This is a genomic window from Acinetobacter bereziniae, assembly GCF_016576965.1.
Classification (GTDB): domain Bacteria; phylum Pseudomonadota; class Gammaproteobacteria; order Pseudomonadales; family Moraxellaceae; genus Acinetobacter; species Acinetobacter bereziniae.
Genome location: NZ_CP066119.1, coordinates 4,081,672 through 4,105,308, shown reverse-complemented (window position 1 = coordinate 4,105,308; position 23,637 = coordinate 4,081,672). Strand labels below are relative to the sequence as shown.

The window sequence follows — 23,637 nt, the reverse complement described above, 5'->3', positions numbered from 1 at the left end:
TTTGCTGGCGACAATAGCAAGAGTGAACCACCTGATCCCTTCCCGAACTCAGAAGTGAAACCTCTTAGCGCTGATGGTAGTGTGGGGTTACCCATGTGAGAGTAAGTCATCGCCAGCTTTTAATTCTTAAAACACCCTCAACTAACTGTTGAGGGTGTTTTTTTATGCATGAAGAAAAGAAAATAATGTTGATAATCAGTTTAATACAAGAATAGAGTAAGGATGTTGAAATGGAAAAAGAAATATATATACTTTTAGGTGCTACGATTACTGCTTTGTTTGGCTATATCGTTGCGCGTTATACTAGTGGAATTCAATTAAAAATAGCACAAAAAAATTCCGAGAAAGATGTTCAGCTTCAATTGGATCGTTTAGCCAATGAGCGATTAAAGGATGAAGTTTCTTTAGAACGGGAAAAATTGGAGACATTGCATAAAATTCTCTCAATCATTTCTTTTGAAAATTCACAAACCATGAGCTATATCAAATTAGCAGAGACTGAACTTACAGATTTCCGTAAAAGATATATTGAAAACTGTAATCGTCTTCATGATGCACATGCAATAACAGATTTATATTATCCCGAAATGTCTGATTCAATAAGAAAAATATTTGGTCAAGCAAACTGTTTTTGGGGGTATCAGGAAAGTGTTATGCAAATTGACATTAAAGCAAATAACCAAGGGTGGCACGAAAATCTATCAAAAGTTTTAGAAGCTGGTAAGGAGATTAATCAACATGTACAAAATCTACAATATAGGATTGCTGAAAGAGGTAGAGAGCTTAACAAAGCTCTAAAACTAGTCAACTTTTAAAAGTATTGATTCAAGGTTAATGATAAGAAATATTGAGTTATTACTAATAACCACTTATCCCAATCATTTCTCAAAGGAAGTGGGAGCATCAAGAATATGATGAAGATTCAATCTCGTTTTTTGATTTATAGAAGGTTTTAATAAATAATTGAATACAAAAAGAAAACCCCATCATCCTGATGGGGTTTTCTTCGTATTGGTGAGTTAGATCTGACTCCTGTCGAATCTCACGTTCCTGATGCTCAGACGTTTTGTTATTGTTGTTTTGTCTGGGAAACTTCCTGTTCCCAATAACGATAGAATAGGTTAATTTAAAGCAGCCGTATATTCGCTAAGTTCGGCAGGAGTTGTAGGTAAATGCTTACATTGAACGGATTAGAAAATTGCTGTTAACCATTTTAATAAGCATTTACTCGTGGATATTATGCAAAATTCCATGCTGAATGAAAGCATTGGCTAGATAAAAAGTAATGCTTAACTAGGTATTTAGTTTCAATCCAACAAGCTCATGACATCATCTTCAGACAATTTCACTTCATTTTCATGATCAATACTCAATACAGATTTGGCAAGATCAGCTTTATTTTTCTGCAAGGCTAAAATCTTTTCTTCGATACTTTGGTTGGTAATCAGTTTATAAACAAAGACAGGTTTGTCTTGACCGATTCGCCATGCACGATCTGAAGCTTGATCTTCAGCGGCAGGGTTCCACCATGGATCAAAGTGAATTACAGTGTCCGCAGCAGTTAGGTTTAGTCCAACGCCACCCGCTTTTAAACTGATCAGGAAAACAGGAATTTCTCCTGATTGGAATGCAGTAATCACTTCATCACGTTTTTTGGTTTGTCCTGTCAATTTTACATTTCGAATATTTAATGCTTTTAAATGTTCTTCAATGAGTTGAAGCATGGTTGTGAATTGAGAAAAAATTAAAATCTTGCGTCCTTCTTCAACCATGCCTTGGACCATTTCTAATAAATGATCCAACTTAGCAGATTCGACATTTTGATTTTTAATTTGATCAAGCTGTAAAAGGCTAGGATGGCAACATACTTGTCGAAGTTTTAGTAAGGCGCTCAAGATCTGGATTTGACTACGATGAAAACCTTTGGCTGCAATGAGTTCTCGGATATTCTTTTGCATTGTTGCACGAACAGCCTCGTAGAGTTTAGATTGCTGTTCATTCATGTCAATATTGACTTCAATTGTGGTCTTTTCTGGAAGTTCTTTGGCAACTTCTGTTTTTAAGCGGCGCAACATAAATGGTTTAATACGTGAAACAAGCTTAACTTTTGTTGGAATATCAGCATGCTTTTCAATAGGATTTCGATATTTTTTATTAAATAACTCTTGGCTATAAAGAAAACCGGGCATAAGGAAATGGAATAAAGACCATAATTCACCTAAGTGGTTTTCCATCGGTGTTCCAGTCAAACACAGACGATGTTTTGCCTTAATTTGACGAACTACTTGAGATGCTTTAGCCCGTGGATTTTTGATGTTTTGTGCTTCATCCAGAATCAGTAAATGGTACTGGTGGGGCAATAAAAATTCTTCATCACGACCAATTAATGGGTAGGTACTTAGTACCACATCCGCATTGTTAATATCTTGAAAATATTCCAAGCGATCTTGACCTTGAAGGACTAAAACCTTTAATTCAGGGGTAAATTTTTCAGCTTCTTTACGCCAGTTATGCATTAAAGATGTGGGTGCAATAATCAAGGCTGGGCGTTGTTTCAATCGCCCTGCTTGTTTTTCTATCAGTATATGCGCAAGTGTTTGAGCTGTTTTACCTAAGCCCATGTCATCGGCGAGGATACCGCCATGTTCAGTTTCACGTAAAAACTGTAACCATGCTAAACCTTGCTGTTGATAAGGACGTAATTCTCCTTGAAAGCCTTCAGGTGTCGCAATTTGATGTTGATAACTACTTTGCAACTTCTCAGCAAATATCTGTAAACGTTCGCTACTTTGCCACGGCATGCCCAAATGATGTTGTAAATCCAAAAATTGTGCAGCATCGTATTGGTCTAATGAGGCAGACTCTGGATGGCGTAAAATTTCTTTCAGATAAATCAAAATAGGTTTGATGTCCTGAACCTTTAACGCCAATTGAGACTGAGCTTCTCTTAAATGAACAATGAGAAAACTTTCATCCTTCATTTGCATAATATAATCATCTTCTAAGAGATGAGGATTATGTTGAATGGCGTAGCCCAATAAGTCGATTAGATTATAAGTTTGACCATGTATATCTTGAATGGTTGCGCCAACATTAAACCAATCTTGCTTTTTTTCAGATTCGGTTAAAGATAACTGCAAATTTTGTGTGGCGCGTAAGTTGAATTGGCTATCGGCAGTGTGCTCAACTTTCCAACCGAGAAGTTCAATTTTATTTTCAGGAATCAGTTGATCAATCCATGCAGTAGGATCTGCACAAATAATTGATTTTTCAGTAATGTTATCAAACGCAGGTCTCTTGCTTTTCGGTATTTTGGTGATCCATTGTAGGGATGGAATAGCGTCCATTAAGGTCGCAATATATTGTTTTTCTATGGCAAGATCACGTTGTTGTCGTACCGTTTTTTGTTGAACGTTACTGACAAAACATTCATCTGGAAAACCAGCTTTGATTCTTCCAGCTTGGTATTCAAATTCGATTTCTGCAAAAGCATAGTGGTGCATATGACCTAAGCGATCATATTGTGGATGCGTACCAAAACGTAAAATTGGCGTTGGTTTGCCAGTTAGGATATCTACATTTTGTGTAGATTGAGCTTGTGGAAAATCTTCAAAACATGAATAAGGTTGGATGGCTTGTTGAAATTCAGGCATAAGTTCAACAGGCATCTGAGGCATGTTCAGCAGTTCTTCAATCATTTCACTAGAATATGAAGATTCAAGCGCACCCACTTGGTTTTTGAACAAATCTAAATAGCTTAAAGGGTGAGAATGAATAATATAAATATGTTGTGCATGTTCACCGGTAATTTCTAATTGTTGATCATCAAAAAAATGTGCTTTTAATTTTTCAGTTTGTTGCTCAGGTTTAGATTGCCAATTAAATTCGATTTTATAGTTCTGTTCAGACCAAGTTAATGCAGGTCTTTGTACATCCAATCCATAACAATCACCACTCAAAATTGCAGTTTTAAGATGTTCCTGATAAATACCCGAAATATCCCATGATGAAGGATAAAAATGGGCATTATTGAAATTTAACTTTGCAAAAAAATAGAGGTGACTAAAGATTTTCTTTTCTTCTGGACTGACTTTTAGGCGTTCATTAAGCACATTGTCATAACTGGTATACAGAGCTGTATCACGAATTTTTCCATCTTTATTATAGCGAGCTTTATATACGCAAAGTTGCAGTTGAGCCGAATTATTTTTGGCCTGAAAAATGTATACCAGTTGATGCGGTATTTTTTTTGTGGCTGGCTGAATTTGAGCCAATTGTTGTTTAAATTGATTTAACCAAGCTTTTGCTGTGCCATGTGCAGTTTGATTGGCTGTTGCTGAAGTTTGCTCTGAATGGTTTAAATTTTGTCGACTCAATGCATTCGACATTTCTTGATCATAAAAATAACGGGCTAATGCTGCCGCATGTTTACAATCATAAGCTACAGGACAACTACAGTCGGTATCGACGATCTGATTTTTTAACGGATTATAAATAACTGCCGTCTCATAATAGTCGGTCCCTTGAACTTGTGCCTCTATCACTAAATTGTCACGGTCAGGATAAATTTCTAGAGATTTAAGATCAATTTTTTTGACATAACTCAAGCTTCGTTGAATAGTTGCCGGGCTAAAACGAGATAAAAATTGATTCAGTGTCGCCATTATTTCTAGAGCTAAAAATTAAAATGAAATTATTAAGAGTGTAACGGATTTTTGAAATGGAAGCTGAAATTAATACATGAGTTTTCAGCAAAATTGACATGTTTTTAATTATAAATTGATCATTTCTGCAACTTTAAATGCTTTAAAATCTGTCAGTATAAGTTTTTAAAAATAATGCTGGGAAGCACATCAAGATGAAACATAACCCAATTTACTATACAGATCAGCATTTTGCCTTTGCAGACTCAGTTCGTAAGTTTGTTCAAAAGGAGTTAATGCCACATATCAATGAGTGGGAAGAAGCTGAAACATTTCCAAAAGAACTTTATCAAAAAGCAGCTGAAATTGGCTTGTTAGGCATAGGTTTTGATGAACGCTATGGTGGAATCCCTGAAACTGATGCTTTTCATGTCCTTTTATCTTCCATTGAACTTGCTAAAACTGGTTCAGGTGGTTTGTGCGCTTCTTTATTGTCACATTCAATTGGCGCACCGCCGATCAATCATTTTGCTTCAGATGAAATTAAAGAGACAGTGCTGACGCAGATTTTAGCAGGTGAGAAAATCTCCGCTTTAGCCATCACCGAACCATCTGGTGGCTCAGATGTCGCGGCGTTGAAAACTAAAGCACTACGAGATGGTGATGATTATATTGTGAGTGGAGAAAAAACGTTTATTACTTCGGGCATTCGTGCAGATTACTATACGGTCGCTGTACGTACAGATGTAGATGCCAAAGGTCCAAATGGTATTTCTATGTTATTGATTGATGCCCATAGCAAAGGCATTAGCAAGTCAAAATTGGACAAGATGGGGTGGTGGGCTTCAGATACTGCACATTTACATTTTGATCAAGTCCGTGTTCCAGCACATCATTTATTAGGTGCTGAAAATATGGGGTTTTTGGTGATTATGAATAACTTTAATATGGAGCGTTTTTTTCTTGCTGCAAGTAGTTTTGGTTTTGCACTAACTTGCTATGAGGAGGCCTTGGAATGGGCACGAGAACGTAAAACCTTTGGCAAGCGTTTGTTAGATCATCAGGTGGTTCGTCATAAACTTGTGGACATGGCGACTCGTCTTACCACCACACTGGCTTTATTGGAAGATACAGCTTATCGTCTGGGAAAACCTGAAATGCAGGGCAATGAATTGATTGCTCAAATCTGTATGCTAAAAAATGTGGCAACGCAGACCATGCAATTTTGTGCAGACGCAGCTGTACAAACTTTGGGGGGGATGGGGTTTATGCGTGGAACGAAGTCTGAACGTATTTATCGTGATGTTAAAGTGAATATGATTGGTGGAGGCGCAGAAGAAATCATGAAAGATCTCGCCAGTCGTCAATTGGGCTATTAGAATTTGAGTAATTGGTTAAGATAGTATTGTATGGAAAATAAAGTGTTATAAAAATAAACAGGGAACAACAAGAGATGGATCATTTAAATAACCCGATTTACTACACCGCTGAACATCGTGCATTTGCTGACAGTGTGAAGAAGTTTGTGGAAAAAGAAATCAGCCCTTATGTCAATGAATGGGATGAGGCGGGAAGTTTTCCACGAGAACTTTATCAAAAAGCTGCATCCATAGGACTACTGGGTTTAGGGTTTGATGAAGATCATGGAGGAATACCAGACGCAGATGCATTTCATGTGTTCCTTGCAGCAGTTGAAACAGCTAAAGCGGGTTCAGGCGGAGTACATATCTCACTGATGATTCATACCATTGGAACGCCTCCGATCCATTATTTTGCACAGCCTCATATTCGTGACCAAGTAATGCCACAAATTATTGCAGGCGAGAAAATTTCTGCGCTGGCAATCACTGAACCTACTGGTGGTTCAGATGTTGCTGCCTTACAAACTAAAGCGATACGAGACGGTGACTTTTACCTGCTCAGTGGAGAAAAAACCTTTATTACTTCAGGCATGCGAGCTGACTATTACACTGTTGCTGTAAGAACCAATCCAGAAATAAAAGGTGCCAATGGAATTTCGATGCTATTGGTGGATGCGCATAGTGAAGGTATTACCAAATCTCCGTTAAAGAAAATGGGGTGGTGGGCTTCAGATACAGCACATTTGCATTTTGATCAGGTCAAAGTACCTGTAGACAATCTTTTAGGAGAAGAAAACGCAGGTTTTAAAGTGATTATGAAAAACTTTAATATGGAGCGTTTTTGGTTAGCTTCTATGGCATATGGTTATGCGTTGGTATGTTATGAAGAAGCTTTACAGTGGTCTAAAGATCGAAAAACTTTTGGTAAATGCTTGGTTGATCATCAAGTGGTACGTCATAAACTGGTGGATATGGCAACGCGTTTAACCTATACGCGGGCACTGTTGGAAGATACAGCTTATCGTATGAGTAAAGCTGAATTACAGGGAAGTGATTTAATCGCACAGATTTGTATGTCGAAGAATGTTGCAACACAATGCATGCAATTTTGTGCAGATGCCGCGGTACAGACGCTTGGTGGAATGGGCTTTATGCGTGGAACGAAGTCTGAACGAATCTACCGTGAAGTGAAGGTTAATATGATTGGTGGTGGTGCAGAAGAAATCATGAAGGATTTGATCAGTAAGCAGTTGGGGTTTTGATTTTTTGCAAATTAAATGATCTGTTTATGATGAAATGCCAAAGGAGAATCTCTTTTATTTTGGGGTAATTTTTAAATGATTTCGAAGTTTAATTTTCCGTAAGTCGGGCGTTATTCTCCAACACAGCGTGTAAGCTGAATTTCCACATGCCCAATAACAAATTGTCGTTGCATGAATGTCGAGGTTATCTTCTAAAAGCTGAAGAATTGTGTTCCATTGCTGATCTGAATCTAGCGTTTTAGAAGATTCCTCAAACGATTGTAAAATCGTTTCCATCAGTGCAAATTTTTCGTCTTCATTGAGTTCATTTGAAAGATAAGCATCTATAAATTCATCAATACGATTTGGATCAGCAACCTCATATTCCCAATCTTGCATAAAATGATCATAGAGTAAATTAAAGCGTTGAGCCAATGCGTGAATTGCCGAAGCGGTAATGTGTCGTTGAGAGTATGTTTTAACGATTATTTTTGTCGGTTTTATCATGAAAACAAAACTATTTCATTTCGAATTTTAAAAAAATAAGAAATTGACGCAGAGAAATCAACCAATATTTATTTCAAAGCCATACTTAAAACGGTTTCAGTCAATTCATCCATTGTCATTTTACCGTTGGGTTTATACCACGTCACTGTCCAAGCAATTGCACCTCCCAATAAGCGACGCCAAATAAAAGCATCATGTTGGACTTTATTGAGTTCACGTAGCTTTTCAATCACAGTCAGCCAAATGTCTTCATAAGCATTGCGAAGTTTAAGCAACTCATCCTGTCTTGGTTTGGATAAAGCAAACCATTCATAAACCAGAACAGCCATCGCTGAACCTGTATCACCGCTAATAGAGATCAGTTCAGCTTTAATTAAATGTTTCAATTGTTGCTCAGGATCATCTGATATTTTAATCGCATCCAACAGACGAGCATGATTATAAATAATGGTCTGTTGCATCACATGGGCAAGAATATCATCCTTACTTTTAAAATGATGAAACAAGCTACCTGATTGAATTCCAATAAAATTGGCTAACTCACGCACAGTTGTTTTGGCATAACCTTGTTTGTGAAAAAGGTAGGCAGCACCCAGCAATAAACGACCTCTAGGGCTGTCATCAAAACAGGCAATGGGTTGAATATCATTGATTGAATTAGCGATCATCGGATCATTTTTTTCCATAAAGTTAAGCCATTTTTTTATTGTTTGAAATGCGTTTTAACACATTTGCCAATTTAGGATAACATTTTGTACTTTACAAACCAAGCGCTTGCTTGGTAAATTGATGCATAAATTTTATTCAGAACAATCAAAACAAGATAGGTGTGAAAATGGACGATCAGCGTATTGTGAAAATTGGATGTGCCTCAGGTTTCTGGGGCGATACCAATACTGCCGCATTTCAACTGGTACATATGTCTGACATTGATTACCTTGTGTTTGATTACCTTTCTGAAATCACGATGTCAATCATGGCAAAAGCGATGATGGTCAATCCTGAGCATGGCTATGCTTTAGACTTTGTTAGTCGCGTGATGACACCATTACTTAAAAAAATTAGCGATAAAAATATTAAAGTGATTAGCAATGCTGGTGGGGTGAATCCTTTGGCTTGTCGTGATGCTTTGCAAAAAGTGATTGATGCTCAAGGCTTAAATTTAAAAATTGCTGTGGTATTGGGAGATGACTTACTCGCTCAACAGACCACTTTAAAAGCACAAAATATTCAAGAAATGTTTAGTGGAGAAAACTTACCCGATCAGCTTGCCAGTTGTAATGCCTATCTCGGTGCAATTCCAATTCGCGATGCCCTTGATCAAGGCGTAGATATTGTGATTACAGGACGAGTGGTGGACTCTGCTGTTGTACTTGCACCCTTATTGCATGAATATCAATGGTCTTTGGATGATTATGACAAACTTGCCCAAGGTGCTTTGGCAGGTCATATCATTGAGTGTGGTGCGCAATGCACAGGGGGGAATTTCACCGATTGGCGTTTGGTCCAAGGTTTTGACAATATGGGATTTCCGATTGTTGAAGTTAAATCCGATGCCTCATTCATTGTAACTAAACCCAAAGGTACAGGGGGGCTGGTTTCGACTGCGACAGTTGCTGAACAAATTGTTTATGAAATCGGTAATCCTCAAGCCTATTTGCTACCCGATGTCACTGCGGATTTTAGCCAAGTAAAATTACAACAACTCGAACAGGATCGGGTTTTGGTTATTGGTGCAAAAGGTCGAGCGCCCACTCAGCAATATAAGGTCAGTGCAACTTACCCAGATGGATATCGGGTGTTGGTAAGCTTTTTGATCGCAGGGCGTGAAGCACCAGAAAAAGCTCAGGTGATTGCAGATGCGATCCTTAATAAATGCGAACGTGTTTTAGCTTTACGTTCAGTGCCGCCATTTTCTGAAAAGTCTGTTGAGATATTGGGCACTGAAAGTACTTATGGGGGCAATGCAAAACCTATTCAAAGCCGTGAAGTCGTGGTCAAAATTGCAGTAAAACATATGTTTAAAGAAGCATGTCTGTTTTTTGCTTCGGAAATTGCACAAGCATCTACAGGAATGGCACCTGCACTGGCAGGCATCGTTGGCGGTCGCCCTAAAGCCTCACCCGTGATCAAACTCTTTTCATTCTTAGTGGACAAATCAACACTCAATATAGAAATAGATATTGCTGGACAGCGCCATAAAGTTGAAATTCCATCAGGTTCAAATGAACAGACCTATGATGTATTGCCTGTTGGAGACATTGCCCAATTCTCAGGTCAGGAAATAACGGTTCCTTTGGTTGAAATCGCTCATGCGCGTAGTGGAGACAAGGGTAACCATAGCAATATTGGGGTGATTGCACGTCAAGCTGAATATTTGCCTTGGATTCGTGCCAACTTGACTGAAGAAAATGTCAAAGCATATATGCAGCATGTGTTAGACCCAGAAAAATCTCAAGTGATTCGTTATGAAATTCCTGGATTGAATGCGCTGAATTTTATGCTGGAAAATGCACTGGGTGGCGGTGGAATTGCCAGTTTACGTATTGATCCGCAAGGCAAAGCTTTTGCACAACAACTGTTGGATATGCCTGTCAAAATTCCTAAACATTTAAAGCCCGTATAAGTTTCTGGCAAGGTGGAATTCTTTGCCTTGATCAAGCGGAGGCTAAGGAAATAAGCAATCTAAAAGAAAACAAATTGGAAATAAAACAATGCATTATCACTCAATATTTAGATCGGATGCTTTTCAAGATAAAGTCATTATTGTGACAGGTGGTGGCTCTGGTATTGGTCGCTGTACTGCGCATGAGTTGGCATCTTTAGGTGCTCAAGTTGTTATTACTGGGCGGAAAATTGAAAAGCTCAATAAAGTAAGTCAAGAAATTATTGAAGATGGTGGGAAAGTACATCAGATCGTTTGCGATAACCGTGAAGAACAACAAGTCAAAGACATGATTGCTGAAGTGATTGAAAAATTTGGCAAACTTGATGGTCTGGTGAATAACGCAGGTGGGCAATTCCCTTCAAACTTAGAAGGTATTTCAGCCAATGGATTTGATGCCGTGGTACGCAATAACTTGCATGCCACTTTCTACTTAATGAAAGAAGCATATAACCAGTGGATGGCAAAACATGGTGGCAGTATTGTCAATATGGCAGCCGATATGTGGGGAGGCATGCCAGGAATGGGACACTCAGGTGCAGCCCGTTCTGGTGTGGATAATTTGACCAAAACAGCGGCTGTAGAATGGGGACGTTCAGGTGTTCGGGTGAACTGTGTCGCACCAGGATGGATTATCTCATCGGGAATGGATAATTATTCAGGTGATTTTGCCAAATTTATCATTCCAAGCTTGGCAGGTAATGTGCCACTCAAACGTATGGGAACAGAGTCCGAAATTTCTTCAGCAATCTGTTATTTGCTCTCAGAAGCGGCAGGTTTTATTTCTGGAGTTACACTCCGTATCGATGGAGCAGCTTCTTTAGGGACGCGTATGTATCCATTGGCGGATGCTGTGAATAGCGAATCATTCAATGGCTTCCATCGTGCTTTTATTCCAGATGTACTCAAAGAACAATTAGGCAATTCATCAAATAACTCAACAATAGGAGAAAATACATGACTGTTCTCCAATCCGAAATTGCAGTCGGCAGTGAGCAATTTGAACAGAATAAACAAGCATTATTGAATCAAATTGCTGAAGTGCGTGCAGTTCAAAATAAGAACATTGAAAAGTCTTATGCTGCCAAAGCTAAATTTGATAAAAAAGGCAAAATTTTACCACATGAGCGTGTTCGTCTAGCCTTAGATGCGGATTCCCCTTTTGTTGAGTTGTGTGGTTTAGTCGGCTACGGCATGCATGATGATAAAGATGGATCTGATGCAGGAGGGGGCATTATTTCAGGGATTGGATTTGTCAGTGGTGTTCGCTGTCTGATTTCTGCAAGTAATAGTGCGATCAAAGGTGGGACGATGTCTCCGATGGGAGTTCAAAAAACCTTACGCCTACAAGCGATTGCTTTCGAACAAAAATTACCGATGCTGACCCTGACCGAAAGTGGCGGTGCAAATCTCAACTACGCGGCTGAAGTATTTACCTATGGTGGAATGACCTTTGCCAATCAAGCCAGACTTTCTGCGGCAGGTCTACCCCAAGTTTCTGTAGTACATGGTAATGCAACAGCGGGTGGGGCATATCAACCGGGCTTATCTGATTATGTGATTGCTGTGCGCAAACAAACCGAGATGTTGCTTGCAGGTCCTCCTTTGCTTTTGGCCGCTACAGGTGAGGTTGCCACTGCTGAAGAACTTGGTGGTGCGGAAATGCATGCACAGGTTGCTGGAACGGCTGAATTCTTGGCTGAAAATGATGCAGATGGAATTCGTATTGCACGTGATGTATTTGAACATCTCAATTGGAAAGAGCAAACGCAAAAACTCAATTTAAATTATCAAGAGCCACGTTACCCTGCTGAGGAATTACTCGGCATTATTCCTGCAAATCCCAAACAACCTTTTGATATGAAGGAAGTGATTGCACGGATTGTCGATGATTCTGATTTCTTCGAAGTGAAGCAAGAATATGATGCATTGACCGTGTGCGGTTGGGCAAAAATTGGTGGATTACACATTGGTATTATTACCAATAATGGACCGATTACTCCACAAGGTGCAACCAAAGCCGCTCAATTCATTCATCTCTGCGAGCAAACCAAGCGTCCTTTACTGTTTTTACATAACACCACAGGTTTTATGGTTGGAACAGATGCAGAACAAAACGGCATCATCAAACATGGTTCGAAGTTGATCCAAGCAGTAGCAAATACGACGGTCCCAAAAATCTCAATTGTTGTTGCGGGGTCATATGGCGCAGGAAATTACGCCATGTGTGGTCGTCCACTGTCACCACAATTTATCTTTGCATGGCCAAACTCACATGTGGCAGTAATGGGGTCTGCTCAAGCAGGTAAGGTGCTACGGATTGTGGCTGAAGGCAAACAGAAAGCTTCAGGCATGGAGCCGAATGAACAGATGTTGGACTTTTTGGAACAAAGTACAGCCGCAAAATTAGAACAACAGTCTACCGCCTTATTCAATACGGCAATGCTTCATGATGATGGAATTATCGATCCAAGAGACACACGCAAAGTATTGATTTTTTTGCTTGAAACTATTTACGAAGCTGAACATCGAAAATTGAATCCAATACGATTTGGAGTGTCAAGGCTTTAAAAATTCCCCATTGTGGAACTCAACATACCTCACCTTTAAAAAGGAACAATGTCCCACCTGATCAAAGAAAGGTTGGGGAAATTAGATTAAGGAAAAACAATGAAATTTACACCAGAACATGAAGCGCTACGCCGTACCACACGCCAGTTTGTTGAGACCGAACTCAATCCATATATTCCGACATGGGAGACCGAAGGGCGTTTTCCAATTCATGATGTTTTTAAAAAGCTGTCTGACTTGGGGTTATTGGGAATTTGTAAACCTGAAGAAAATGGAGGGTTGGGCTTAGATTATTCATATAACCTTGTGGTGGCTGAAGAACTTGGGCGTGCAGCTTGTGGTGGCGTACCATTGGCGATAGGTGTGCAAACAGATATGGCAACCCCTGCTTTGGCACGTTTTGGAAGCAAAGAATTACGAGATGAATTTTTAACTCCTGCAATCGCAGGTGATTATGTTGCCTCTATAGCAGTATCAGAAGTTCATGCGGGTTCAGATGTTGCGGCAATTAAAACCACTGCTAGAAAAGACGGTGATGATTATGTAATCAATGGCAGTAAAATGTGGATTACGAACTCATTACAAGCAGATTTCTTTTGCTTACTTGCCAATACGTCTGATGACAAACCGCATGTTAACAAATCAATGATTATTGTTCCTGCAAAATCCGCAGGCATCTCATTCTCAGAACCTTTAAATAAGCTAGGCATGCGCTCAACCACCACCGCAGAAGTCTATTTTGACAATGTTCGTGTACCACAGCGTTACTTGGTGGGTGCTGAAGGCATGGGCTTTATGATGCAGATGATGCAATTTCAAGAAGAGCGTATGTGGGCGGCTGCCAATGCCATTGGTGGTTTAGAGAATGTCATTCAGCAAACCATTCAATACACCAAAGAACGTAGCACATTTGGACAACCTTTGATCAACAACCAATATGTACACTTTCGTTTTGCAGAGTTAATGACAGAAGTCGAGGCTTTACGTGCTTTAACCTATCGTGCATGTGAAATTCATATTGATGGTGGCAATGCAACTGAAATAGCGTCTATGGCAAAACTCAAGGCAGGGCGTTTAACCCGTGAAGTGGCTGACAGTTGTTTACAATTTTGGGGTGGCAATGGCTTCATGTGGGATAACCCTGCTTCTCAACTGTATCGAGATGGGCGTTTAGGCTCAATTGGTGGAGGCGCTGATGAAATCATGCTTGGTATTATTTGTAAACTGATGGATATTTTACCGTCTAAGCGTAAATAAATAGGGAGAGTATCGATATGACACTTTCAGCATCTCTAGTAGCGCATGTATTTGATTCAAGTATAGAACTTGAGCAAGAGGGCAGTATTTTAACTTTATGGCTTAATCGACCTGACAGTCGTAATGCGATGAGTTTGAATATGGTCAAAGCGATTCAGCAGGTATTCCAAGTCATCGAACAAGATTTATCAATTCGTGCGGTCATTTTACGTGGTAAAGGTGGGCATTTTTGTGCAGGTGGTGACATTAAAGATATGGCACAACTGCGTGGCGAGGCAATGAATCTAGGCTCTCATCAACCCTATGTCGATTTTAATCGTCAATTTGGACATATGATTCAACAAGTTGATCAAGCTCCACAAACCGTAGTTGCGGTATTAGAAGGTGCAGTGCTGGGTGGCGGTTTTGGCTTAGCCTGTGTTTCAGATATTGCAATCAGCCTTGCGGATGCCAAATTTGGTTTACCTGAAACTGGTTTAGGTGTGATTCCAGCGCAGATTGCACCTTTTGTAGTCAAGCGTATTGGTTTAACACAAGCGCGTCGTTTGGCGCTGTTGGGATCACGTTTTGAAGGTCACACCGCATTGAAAGTTGGTGTAGTACATGAAGTCGTTGAGAATGAAAAAGCATTGGAAGTGTTATTGGTTGAAACCATTCAGCAAATTAAACGGACTGCACCACAAGCCTCTCGTATGACCAAAGCATTATTGCATCGAACCTTAAATGAGCCTTTAACAGCACTTTTGGATGATGCAGCACAGCAATTTGCGCAGGCTGTCGGTGGAGAGGAAGGCATGGAAGGGACTATGGCATTTATACAAAAACGAGAACCGAATTGGTTTGATAGATAGCCAAGACATTAGGATTGATTTTAAATGAGTGATTTATCATTAGGGGCTGTTGACATTTCATAAATGGCTTGCGTTGTAGATTAAAATTGAGCAGGCAAGGCATGAAACGAAGAGAATAACGAGTCTATTTTCAAGTTTCATAACATAGTCTGAGATAATTTTAGCCACAACCCTTCGGGACTAGTGTGTTTTTTGCCGATTCGTTGTTACGAACTACTTATTTAGAATGACTAAATTTCGTATTTCGTGCCTAGAATCGCCTAAAAAACACACGTAGTCGCAAACATAGACGAATTGTCAACAGACCCTAACATCCAGATAAACAACACAATAGAATATAAAAAATAGGAAAAACGAGAATGGCATTTTCAAAAATATTGGTGGCGAATCGTGGTGAAATTGCTGTTCGCGTAATGAAAACAGCAAAAGCAATGGGCTATCAAACAGTCGCTGTGTATTCAGATGCAGATCGTCATGCACGGCATGTACAGCTTGCAGATGAAGCTGTCTATATCGGTGCGTCAAAGGTTTCAGCATCCTATCTTTCTATAGAGAATATTATCGAAGCATGTCAAAAAACAGGAGCAGATGCCGTACATCCCGGTTATGGTTTTCTTTCTGAAAATACTGACTTTGCCGCAGCGTGTGCTGAAAATAAGATTACTTTTATCGGACCGCCTGCTTCCGCGATTGAATTGATGGGAAGTAAACGACTTTCAAAGATTGCCATGATTCAGGCAGGTGTGCCTTGTGTGCCTGGCTATGAAGGTGATCAGCAAGATATTGAATACTTAGAACAGCAAGCCAATCAAATTGGCTATCCATTGATGGTCAAAGCATCCGCAGGGGGCGGTGGACGAGGCATGCGTCTGGTTCAACAATCAGCCGATATTGTCGAAGCCTTAAAAACAGCACGTTCTGAAGCTGAAAATGCATTTGGTTCAGGTGAGCTCATTCTTGAAAAAGCGGTGATCGCCCCCCGTCATGTTGAAATTCAGGTTTTTGGCGATACACATGGCAATTATGTCTATCTGTTTGAACGCGATTGTTCGATTCAACGCCGTCATCAAAAGGTGGTTGAGGAAGCACCTTGTCCAGTCATGACTGAAAACTTACGCCAACAAATGGGGGAGGCTGCTGTAGCCGCAGCAAAATCTTGTAATTATGTCGGGGCGGGAACAGTCGAATTTTTATTGGATCAATCGGGTGAATTTTACTTCTTGGAAATGAATACACGTTTGCAAGTTGAGCATCCTGTAACTGAGTTGATTACTGGACTAGATCTCGTGGAATGGCAACTCCGTGTTGCCAATGGAGAAATCCTACCACTTCAGCAATCTGAGTTGAGCTTAACAGGACATGCAATCGAAGTTCGTTTATATGCAGAAGATCCTCGTCAGGATTTTTTACCTCAAACGGGGCGAATATACCGTTGGCAAGCTGCGGAGCTGCCTCATGTACGCATTGATCATGGTTTGCTTGAGCAGGATGAAATTAGTCCTTTTTATGATCCAATGGTGGCGAAAGTCATTGCCTATGGTAAAACCAGACAAGATGCTATTCGGCTATTGGCGCGTGCTGTAGATGACTGTGTTCTTTTGGGAGTAAACAGCAATAAACAGTTTTTGGTAAATTTGCTTAGACATCCGATCATTGTCAAAGGTGATACCAACACGGCGTTTATTCAAGAGCATTTTCAAACGGATCCAAGTCTACATCCACAAACATTAGCTTTAGAGCATTTGGCTGTCGCAGCAGCACTATTCACCAATGCTGCCAGTCAAAGCAGTTGGAATACAGGTATTGCTTTATCTTTACCGTTGAAATTGAAACATGACGATCAGCACATACAGGTACTGGTAAAACGTGATCAAAACTTAGTGGGTGTTGAAATTTGTGGACAGACCTTTGACATCCACTTGATTGAGCAAAATGCACAACAACTGATTTATGAAACACATTCGGTACGTCGTTTAGTCGACTATGTCTTAGATGGAAATCGATTATATTTAGATGCCGTAAATGGCAATATTGCGGTTGAAAATGTTACTTATGCACCACCAGAAAGTACAGATATTGTTGGGGATGGTAAAATCCGTGCTCCAATGGATGGTGCAATCATCAATATTCTTGTCAATCCTGGAGATACTGTTTCTAAAGGGCAGACTTTATTGATTTTAGAAGCAATGAAAATACAACAGCAGATTAAATCTGATGTGGATGGTGTGGTTGAAGAGGTCGTGGGGCAGGTTGGGCAACAGGTGAAAAAACGACAGCTGGTTTTAAATATTCAGGCTTGAGCTGTTTTAGGTTGAATGATGTTGGTTTGATATAAAACTTCAATATCGTTGGATATTGGAGTTTTATTTTTGCAAAGTAATCTCTTTGTTGTTCTCTTGACAGCTTTTCAGTCTATTGCTATTTTTCGGCAATTCTTATCAACACACAATCCACATGCCCATTGATGATGGCTTTGTTTATCAGCCACCTTTAGACCCACTCGAAATTATTTTTGAAGATGATGATTTTGTCGCCATTCATAAACCTGCAGGTTTGTTATCTGTTCCTGGACGTTTAACTGAACATCATGACAGTGCTTACTTTCGAATATTAGCACTATATCCAAATGCCAAAATCACGCATCGTCTGGATATGGCAACTTCAGGCATTTTGCTTTTTGCTAAGCATCGTGATGCTGAAGTGGCAGCCAGTAAAATGTTTCAAGCAAGAACAGTCAAAAAGAATTATATTGCTTTGGTTCAAGGGGAAATCAATAGTAATGGTCAAGTTGATGTGCCACTCATTACTGATTGGGAGAATCGTCCCCGTCAGATTGTGCATTTTGAATTGGGAAAACCTGCACAAACTTTGTTTGAATCAGTAAGCTATGATGCTGAAAAGGATATCAGCCGAGTATTACTCACTCCGATTACAGGACGCTCACATCAATTACGCGTACATATGCAGTATATCGGACATCCGATTATCCGAGATAAGTTGTATCATCCTGAACCCTTCAATACTGATTTAAATCGTATGGCGCTACACGCAAGTTATTTATCATTTTTACAGCCGTTTACCAATCAGCTTGTGGAAATCGTCTCTAAGCCAGATTTTTAGCCACATTAAATTAACGTGAATTCGATGCGATTAAATATTCAAATTATTGAAAGATAATAAATTTATGTGGATTTTTTGTGGATTTTCATCCGATTTTGGATGAGGAGCGGAGCTCCGCAAGGGTTCGCCATACTTGTTTTGGCATGAGGAGCGAAGCTCCGTAAGCGCAACCATCAATATAGCTTCATTTCTCTTGATCAATAAAATGAAGGCGATCAATAGATTGTTTGATGATCTAAAGCTTGCACTGCCACGCTTTAGTGCTAAAGTTTAAATTCTTTTGCGTAAGCGATGCCTCACTTTTCAGAGATGAAAAGTGACAAAAATCTTTCGTTGAGCGAGGGGTACATCCTTTACCCCTGCTCAACATAGCGACATCCATGTCGCCTCACGATAGCAAGACCATCAATGATTCAAAAAGTACAAAATAAATGAATCATCCAAATCACTTGTATGAGTAATCAGGCGGTTTGACTGTATCACCTTTCATCAAGGATTTTTATCGAACTCAGGTTAAATTAAATTTGACTAAGCTCAAAAAATCAATGAAAAAGCCTGCAAAATTGCAGGCTTCTTTGATCTTATCGCGCGATTAAACTTGATTGTTTACATCATCATTTTTAGTTTCACGAATTGCCAAGAATGCCAAAAGCGAAAGAATAGATGCAGCTGTTAAGTAGTAACCAACAGCTTGTAAACCGTACTTGGTCGCAAGCTCTGTTGCGATTAAAGGAGCAAATGATGCACCTAGAATACCCGCCAAGTTAAAGGTTAATGCTGACCCTGTATAACGAACAGAAATCGGAAAGATTTCAGATAAAACAGTCCCAATCGGTCCATATGTCATGCCCATTAGTGCTAAACCTACACATAAGAACAAGAACACAATCACTGTACTACCTGACTCAAGCATACTTGCAAACACTAAACCAAACAGTGCTGAGGCAACACATACCCCGATTGAGGTTGCTCTACGTCCAAATTTCTCAGCAAATACAGCCGACAGTGGAATAAAGGCAGCAAAACAAAGGGTCGCAACAAGTTGCATTTCTAAGAATTGTGCACGAGAGTAACCCAGTTGTTTGGTTCCCCAGTTGAGCGCAAATACAGTGGTCAGATAGAACACAACGAAAGTACAAACCGCCGCAATTGTGCCAAGGAATAACATTTTATAATGTTTGGTCACAACTTCTTTAAACGGGACATTTACTTCTTTCTGCTTGTTCAATACTTTTTGGAAAGCAGGAGTTTCATGCAGTTTTAAACGAATATATAAACCGACAATCACCAATGCAGCACTTGCAAGAAATGGAATACGCCAGCCCCATTGCATAAAGTCTGCTTCAGACATCAATGCGCCAAGACCAAGAAAAGAACCTGTTGCAAGAATAAAACCAATCGGCGCACCTAGCTGTGGGAACATCCCATACCAAGCACGTTTGCCTTCAGGCGCATTTTCAGTAGCAAGTAATACAGCACCTGACCATTCACCACCCAGACCTAAACCTTGACCTAAACGGCAGAGAGCAAGTAACAGTGGAGCAGCAATACCAATTTGAGCATAAGTTGGAAGCAGACCAATACACACTGTTGAAATACCCATAGTCAACAAGGCTGCGACCAGTGTTGCTTTACGACCAATACGATCACCTAAGTGACCAAACACAGCAGCACCAATTGGACGTGCAATAAATGCAATGGCAAATGTCGCGAGTGATTGAATGGTTGCCGTCATCGGATCTGTACTTGCTGGAAAGAACAAGTGTGGAAAAATCAGGACTGCGGCAGTGGCATAGATATAAAAATCGAAGAACTCGATTGTTGTGCCGACAAGACTTGCGAAAAGAACGCGAGTTTTTGAATTTGTTTGAATTTCTGGAGTAGCAATAGTTGATGACGCCATGGTGAACCTTACACTTTTAAAAGTAAAACGAGTCTTTAAAGCGTAATCTTTTTAAAAAAGGCGTAATTTCTTAAAAAAACAACGAGATCAACTCAAATCCACTCCATCAGGGTCACTGAATTTTGAGTGTCTATGAATTAAATGACGTAAAGATAGATTGCAAGGAAATGTGATCCTGCACCGATCAGAACAAATATATGCCAAATAGCATGTGTGTATCTTACGCTTTTTAAGGCATAAAACAATGCGCCTATTGTATATGCTAAACCGCCAATGACCAATAATTTTAATGCTTCTGGTCGCAAAAACTGTTGCATATCATCCATAACAAGCACAGCAAGCCATCCCATAATTAAATAGGCAGCCAAGGAAATCTTTTCAAAACGATGGATGAATATTAACTTGAATAGTGTTCCAATAGCAGCAATCACCCAAAGTGCAATCAGTAAGTAATGAGCTTTAGCTGTTGGAATTGCAATGGCCAAAAATGGTGTATATGTTCCGGCGATTAAATAATAAATCGCCGTATGGTCAAGTTTTTTATACCAATGTCGCTTTTTTTCATCGACAGCAAAGTGGTAAATTGCTGAACTTGAGAATAATAGAATCATACTCAATCCATAAACAACTAACCCAAAAAATTGCCATCCGTGTAGATCATGTCCCTTAATCAGCATAAATACAGTCGCAATTGCAGCCAAAATGGCACCAAATGCATGACTCAAAGCATTGATGCGTTCTTCGTGTGCGGCATAAGTATGAATCATTTGATCATTCGACATTAGATTTTATGACCTTAAAAATACACTTGTATAGTAATGCAGTTTTACCTTTAAAGTAAGACGTTTTAAAATAGGTAACTTAATTAATACGAGTTTTGATCATGTCTGATGTCGCGAGTTTATCTGTGCAAGAACAACAGTTTTTTGATAGCGTACAGCAAGCTATTGATAATCAAAATTTAGATCGTTTAATTTTAAGTCAGTATAAAGGTGAATTGACTGATTTGGAGAAAATGACCTTTCGAGTCATCCAATTACAACAAGAGTCTGTTTTGAGTTGTTTATATCGTTATAAAACCAATGATATTACAAAAAACTATTCTTTATCCGATGCTTTAAGCACGATTCAACAGTTGGCAGAACAGTGTAAACAAGCCAATTTATTTACCGATGAAGCAGAGATACAGCTTAAAAAGAATAAGAAGAAAGCCTTACTCACAGTAAGCAAAAACAAAGCGGGCAAATCCCCTAAAACCGAACAGCAAGCACACGACCGTAGTAAACAGCGTTTTGTCGATCAACAGAGTTATTTCCTACAACCGCTTGGAATTACCGATGCCAATGCACAAGTGATTCCAAGCATGGCACGTAAATGGAAGCAGATTAATAAATTTATTGAAATTTTCTCAGGGGCATTGACCCAGATACTGCCACAAGAACTACGCGACCAGACACAATCTCAAGAACAGCCATTAAAGGTGGTAGATTTTGGTTCAGGCAAGGGGTATTTGACCTTTGCTTTGTATGATTATTTGACTAAACATCATCAAACTGCTGATGTGACGGGGGTAGAGCTGAATGATAAAATGGTGAAGTTCTGCCAAGATGTGGCAAAAGCCTCAGGTTTTGAGCAATTGGACTTTTTCCAAGGGGACGTAAGAACCTATCATCCTTCACATCTGGATGTGATGATTGCCCTACATGCCTGTGATGTTGCAACGGACTTTGCGATTCATACGGGGATTCGTTTAAATGCACAAATGATCATGTGCGCGCCATGCTGCCATAAAGAATTACGACCACAGTTGAAAAGCCCACAAGTTTTACAACCGATGTTGCAGTTTGGTATTCACGCTGGACAACAGGCAGAGATGTTAACAGATACGATTCGTGCTTTATTACTCAAAGCCTATGGCTATGAAACCAAAGTTTTTGAGTTTGTTGCTTTGGAACATACCAGTAAAAATAAAATGATTTTGGCAACGAAACGTAAAGATTTTGTTGAACCAGACCCTGCCGTTCTGGCACAGATTCAAGCCTTGAAAACCATGTATGGCATTCACAAACAATCCTTGGAATTGTTGTTAAATAATCAATGGGATCAACAAGATATTGGAGAAAAGTGCTGATTATAGCATAGCTGAGAAGTGGATTAATCTTGTACAGATTGAAACACCCGATACTTTGTATGGGCTAGGCGTAAGTTTATACGCTTAACCCATAGTGACCTGATATTTAGGTACAAGGAAATACCAAGATCAGGTCAAAGTTTACATGCTATTCTTGGTTGGTTTTATTGAGTTCAGCTTCTGTTTCACCTGCTGTTTTTTGAGCAACAGTATCAGGGAAATATTGTGGATTATCCATTTCTGGAATCAATTGTCCGTCTATCTTATGAATCAAGATACTGGTTGCGAATACTTCACGTGGTGCTTTATTGATGAGATCAGTTAAAAAGTCTGTACCTTTCGCAACGGATTTTGCTTCACTGTCTTTACTGTCTCGTACAGGCATTTGAATATTATCAAAATTAATGACCGGAACTTTACAGCTTAATGGAACTTGAAAATTGTCATTATTTTCAATGATCTTGCCGCTTTGTTGACAGCTTTTATATGCAGAGCCTTGCGCTTTTAAGTGACGTTCAAATGCAGGCGCAACAATTTTAAAGTCATCAGTATTGAACTGTTCTTTAAGAATCTCCTTCATTTGTTGAGATGCCGTTATTTGCTTTTCATCACTTTCATCACTGTTCTTTTTTGCTTCAGCTTCTGAAATACCTGCCATTGCCGCAGCCATTTTTATATTGAGTTGATCTTGGTGATCATCTTGAGAAAATAATCCGATCATACTTTGGGTGATAATCTTGACACGATCTAGATCGGATGCTTTAGCGTAAATACTTTGAGTGGAGAGTAAAATTGCGCTATAAAGAAATACTTTAAATTTTTGATTTAGAAACATAATTATTCTACAGGTTTGGTTAAGTAAGTGATAATGAATGCATTGTCAGCATACAGTAGCATAATTTGAAACAATCAATGATCAATTTATTGGATATTAGGATTTAACAAATGAGTCGATTTGAAATTCAATCAGGACCTTGGAGCCAACTTCAATACGATGCACAATTGATTCGTAGAAAGGTTTTTATTGAAGAACAAAATATCAGTGAAGTGGAAGAATGGGATGACCAAGATGCTGTTTCATTGCATTTTGTCATGTATGAACAGAATCAACCCATTGCAACTGCGCGGTTATTACAAAATGACAGTATTGGGCGCGTTGCGGTATTAAAAACATACCGTGGTGAAGGGATCGGTAAGCTGCTTATGCAATATATTATTGATGTTGCAAAACAGGAAGGTAGAACCGTACTTAAACTATCTGCGCAAGCCTATGCAACAAAATTTTATGAGAACTTGGGTTTTCAATTACAAGGTGAAGCATATTTGGATTGTGGAATCCCACATATCGATATGTACCAAAATTTAAAAAATAGTTGAAATCAAGCAA

Annotated in this window: 18 protein-coding genes and 1 rRNA gene; 13 read left to right on the top strand and 6 right to left on the bottom strand. The window is 39.4% G+C overall.

The annotated features are described in order from the left end of the window. Positions 1-3 precede the first annotated feature (3 nt). Positions 4-118 (top strand): 5S ribosomal RNA (rrf, locus tag I9192_RS19145). 112 nt (positions 119-230) lie between these two features. Further along, positions 231-815: a hypothetical protein gene (locus I9192_RS19140; RefSeq protein WP_200149997.1), complete on the top strand. Its 585-nt coding sequence runs from the start codon at positions 231-233 to the stop codon at positions 813-815. Positions 816-1,307: 492 nt separating this feature from the next. Here the strand turns inward: I9192_RS19140 and I9192_RS19135 are convergent, their stop codons facing one another. Further along, positions 1,308-4,664 (bottom strand): DEAD/DEAH box helicase, encoded by a 3,357-nt coding sequence (locus I9192_RS19135; RefSeq protein WP_200149996.1) that lies wholly within the window; start codon positions 4,662-4,664, stop codon positions 1,308-1,310. A 194-nt stretch (positions 4,665-4,858) separates the two neighbouring features. On the opposite strand from I9192_RS19135, the gene I9192_RS19130 reads away from it, so the two are divergent. Both I9192_RS19130 and I9192_RS19125 read left to right on the top strand, forming a co-directional pair. Beyond that, complete coding sequence (locus I9192_RS19130; RefSeq protein ID WP_005031240.1) at positions 4,859-6,022, top strand: acyl-CoA dehydrogenase family protein; 1,164 nt, start codon at positions 4,859-4,861, stop codon at positions 6,020-6,022. Between the two features lie 74 nt (positions 6,023-6,096). Further along, on the top strand, positions 6,097-7,266 hold the full coding sequence (locus I9192_RS19125; RefSeq protein WP_005031238.1) for an acyl-CoA dehydrogenase family protein: 1,170 nt from the start codon (positions 6,097-6,099) through the stop codon (positions 7,264-7,266). 54 nt (positions 7,267-7,320) lie between these two features. Here I9192_RS19125 and I9192_RS19120 read toward each other — a convergent pair whose 3' ends face one another. Both I9192_RS19120 and I9192_RS19115 read right to left on the bottom strand, forming a co-directional pair. Then, positions 7,321-7,752, bottom strand: a complete 432-nt coding sequence (locus I9192_RS19120) for a hypothetical protein (protein WP_005031237.1) — start codon at positions 7,750-7,752, stop codon at positions 7,321-7,323. A gap of 68 nt (positions 7,753-7,820) precedes the next feature. After that, complete coding sequence (locus I9192_RS19115) at positions 7,821-8,420, bottom strand: TetR/AcrR family transcriptional regulator (protein WP_010591459.1); 600 nt, start codon at positions 8,418-8,420, stop codon at positions 7,821-7,823. A 167-nt stretch (positions 8,421-8,587) separates the two neighbouring features. Here I9192_RS19115 and I9192_RS19110 point away from each other — a divergent pair, with 167 nt between their 5' ends. From I9192_RS19110 to I9192_RS19080, 7 genes are all read left to right on the top strand, one after another. Then, positions 8,588-10,378, top strand: coding sequence for an acyclic terpene utilization AtuA family protein (locus tag I9192_RS19110; RefSeq protein ID WP_005031235.1), 1,791 nt, complete (start codon positions 8,588-8,590; stop codon positions 10,376-10,378). An 88-nt stretch (positions 10,379-10,466) separates the two neighbouring features. Continuing rightward, complete coding sequence (locus tag I9192_RS19105; protein ID WP_005031233.1) at positions 10,467-11,378, top strand: SDR family oxidoreductase; 912 nt, start codon at positions 10,467-10,469, stop codon at positions 11,376-11,378. Next, a complete protein-coding gene (locus I9192_RS19100) occupies positions 11,375-12,988 on the top strand; it encodes an acyl-CoA carboxylase subunit beta (protein WP_004830334.1) in 1,614 nt (537 codons plus the stop codon). The genes I9192_RS19105 and I9192_RS19100 overlap by 4 nt, the downstream gene beginning before the upstream one ends. Positions 12,989-13,087: 99 nt before the next feature. Next, positions 13,088-14,245 (top strand): acyl-CoA dehydrogenase family protein, encoded by a 1,158-nt coding sequence (locus tag I9192_RS19095; RefSeq protein ID WP_042089013.1) that lies wholly within the window; start codon positions 13,088-13,090, stop codon positions 14,243-14,245. 17 nt (positions 14,246-14,262) lie between these two features. Continuing rightward, positions 14,263-15,096, top strand: a complete 834-nt coding sequence (locus I9192_RS19090; RefSeq protein ID WP_005031229.1) for an enoyl-CoA hydratase/isomerase family protein — start codon at positions 14,263-14,265, stop codon at positions 15,094-15,096. Positions 15,097-15,455: 359 nt separating this feature from the next. Continuing rightward, positions 15,456-17,396: an acetyl/propionyl/methylcrotonyl-CoA carboxylase subunit alpha gene (locus tag I9192_RS19085; protein WP_005031227.1), complete on the top strand. Its 1,941-nt coding sequence runs from the start codon at positions 15,456-15,458 to the stop codon at positions 17,394-17,396. A 154-nt stretch (positions 17,397-17,550) separates the two neighbouring features. Next, positions 17,551-18,216: an RluA family pseudouridine synthase gene (locus tag I9192_RS19080; protein ID WP_005031226.1), complete on the top strand. Its 666-nt coding sequence runs from the start codon at positions 17,551-17,553 to the stop codon at positions 18,214-18,216. A 592-nt stretch (positions 18,217-18,808) separates the two neighbouring features. Here the strand turns inward: I9192_RS19080 and I9192_RS19075 are convergent. Both I9192_RS19075 and trhA read right to left on the bottom strand, forming a co-directional pair. Further along, positions 18,809-20,119, bottom strand: coding sequence for an MFS transporter (locus I9192_RS19075; protein WP_004830329.1), 1,311 nt, complete (start codon positions 20,117-20,119; stop codon positions 18,809-18,811). A gap of 137 nt (positions 20,120-20,256) precedes the next feature. Further along, positions 20,257-20,901, bottom strand: a complete 645-nt coding sequence (trhA, locus tag I9192_RS19070; RefSeq protein WP_005031225.1) for a PAQR family membrane homeostasis protein TrhA — start codon at positions 20,899-20,901, stop codon at positions 20,257-20,259. A 101-nt stretch (positions 20,902-21,002) separates the two neighbouring features. Between trhA and I9192_RS19065 the strand changes: the two genes are divergently transcribed. After that, entirely contained in the window at positions 21,003-22,250 is a 1,248-nt protein-coding gene (locus I9192_RS19065) for a class I SAM-dependent methyltransferase (protein WP_005031224.1), read from the top strand. A 148-nt stretch (positions 22,251-22,398) separates the two neighbouring features. Here the strand turns inward: I9192_RS19065 and I9192_RS19060 are convergent, their stop codons facing one another. Further along, a complete protein-coding gene (locus tag I9192_RS19060; protein ID WP_005031223.1) occupies positions 22,399-23,085 on the bottom strand; it encodes a hypothetical protein in 687 nt (228 codons plus the stop codon). Positions 23,086-23,195: 110 nt separating this feature from the next. Here I9192_RS19060 and I9192_RS19055 point away from each other — a divergent pair, with 110 nt between their 5' ends. After that, positions 23,196-23,627, top strand: coding sequence for a GNAT family N-acetyltransferase (locus I9192_RS19055; RefSeq protein WP_005031222.1), 432 nt, complete (start codon positions 23,196-23,198; stop codon positions 23,625-23,627). Positions 23,628-23,637 lie beyond the last annotated feature (10 nt).

Bases quoted from the DNA above. Each gene is read 5' to 3' on its own strand.
- I9192_RS19115 (WP_010591459.1), bottom strand. From the start codon at position 8,420: ATGATCGCTAATTCAATCAATGATATTCAACCCATTGCCTGTTTTGAT.
- I9192_RS19135 (WP_200149996.1), bottom strand. From the start codon at position 4,664: ATGGCGACACTGAATCAATTTTTATCTCGTTTTAGCCCGGCAACTATT.
- I9192_RS19120 (WP_005031237.1), bottom strand. From the start codon at position 7,752: ATGATAAAACCGACAAAAATAATCGTTAAAACATACTCTCAACGACAC.
- I9192_RS19085 (WP_005031227.1), top strand. From the start codon at position 15,456: ATGGCATTTTCAAAAATATTGGTGGCGAATCGTGGTGAAATTGCTGTT.
- I9192_RS19110 (WP_005031235.1), top strand. From the start codon at position 8,588: ATGGACGATCAGCGTATTGTGAAAATTGGATGTGCCTCAGGTTTCTGG.
- I9192_RS19090 (WP_005031229.1), top strand. From the start codon at position 14,263: ATGACACTTTCAGCATCTCTAGTAGCGCATGTATTTGATTCAAGTATA.
- trhA (WP_005031225.1), bottom strand. From the start codon at position 20,901: ATGTCGAATGATCAAATGATTCATACTTATGCCGCACACGAAGAACGC.
- I9192_RS19130 (WP_005031240.1), top strand. From the start codon at position 4,859: ATGAAACATAACCCAATTTACTATACAGATCAGCATTTTGCCTTTGCA.
- I9192_RS19065 (WP_005031224.1), top strand. From the start codon at position 21,003: ATGTCTGATGTCGCGAGTTTATCTGTGCAAGAACAACAGTTTTTTGAT.
- I9192_RS19080 (WP_005031226.1), top strand. From the start codon at position 17,551: ATGCCCATTGATGATGGCTTTGTTTATCAGCCACCTTTAGACCCACTC.
- I9192_RS19125 (WP_005031238.1), top strand. From the start codon at position 6,097: ATGGATCATTTAAATAACCCGATTTACTACACCGCTGAACATCGTGCA.
- I9192_RS19100 (WP_004830334.1), top strand. From the start codon at position 11,375: ATGACTGTTCTCCAATCCGAAATTGCAGTCGGCAGTGAGCAATTTGAA.
- I9192_RS19075 (WP_004830329.1), bottom strand. From the start codon at position 20,119: ATGGCGTCATCAACTATTGCTACTCCAGAAATTCAAACAAATTCAAAA.
- I9192_RS19060 (WP_005031223.1), bottom strand. From the start codon at position 23,085: ATGTTTCTAAATCAAAAATTTAAAGTATTTCTTTATAGCGCAATTTTA.
- I9192_RS19105 (WP_005031233.1), top strand. From the start codon at position 10,467: ATGCATTATCACTCAATATTTAGATCGGATGCTTTTCAAGATAAAGTC.
- I9192_RS19095 (WP_042089013.1), top strand. From the start codon at position 13,088: ATGAAATTTACACCAGAACATGAAGCGCTACGCCGTACCACACGCCAG.
- I9192_RS19055 (WP_005031222.1), top strand. From the start codon at position 23,196: ATGAGTCGATTTGAAATTCAATCAGGACCTTGGAGCCAACTTCAATAC.
- I9192_RS19140 (WP_200149997.1), top strand. From the start codon at position 231: ATGGAAAAAGAAATATATATACTTTTAGGTGCTACGATTACTGCTTTG.